Here is a 206-nt window from a genome sequence, read left to right as displayed (position 1 = left end):
CCAACTGAGCTAGTGTCGCATATTCTCAAGAGAGAATTGTCTGCGGAGCCGGGATTTTATCCGGGCGGCGCATCCGTCGACGGCCTGAATATCATTAAAAATGACCTTCAAACTGCTTTAGATTTGGTTGCGGGAGCCGGATTTGAACCGACGACCTTCGGGTTATGAGCCCGACGAGCTACCAAGCTGCTCCATCCCGCGTCCGT

Annotated in this window: 1 tRNA gene; it reads right to left on the bottom strand. The window is 53.4% G+C overall.

Annotation, left to right across the window (positions count from 1 at the left end):
* Positions 1–124 precede the first annotated feature (124 nt).
* Positions 125–201 (bottom strand) — tRNA-Met (locus BCT11_RS03465).
* Positions 202–206 lie beyond the last annotated feature (5 nt).

Source organism: Vibrio sp. 10N.222.52.B12 (genome assembly GCF_002875385.1).
In the GTDB taxonomy this organism is placed as follows: Bacteria; Pseudomonadota; Gammaproteobacteria; order Enterobacterales; family Vibrionaceae; genus Vibrio; species Vibrio jasicida.
This window is presented reverse-complemented; position numbering and strand designations above follow the sequence as displayed.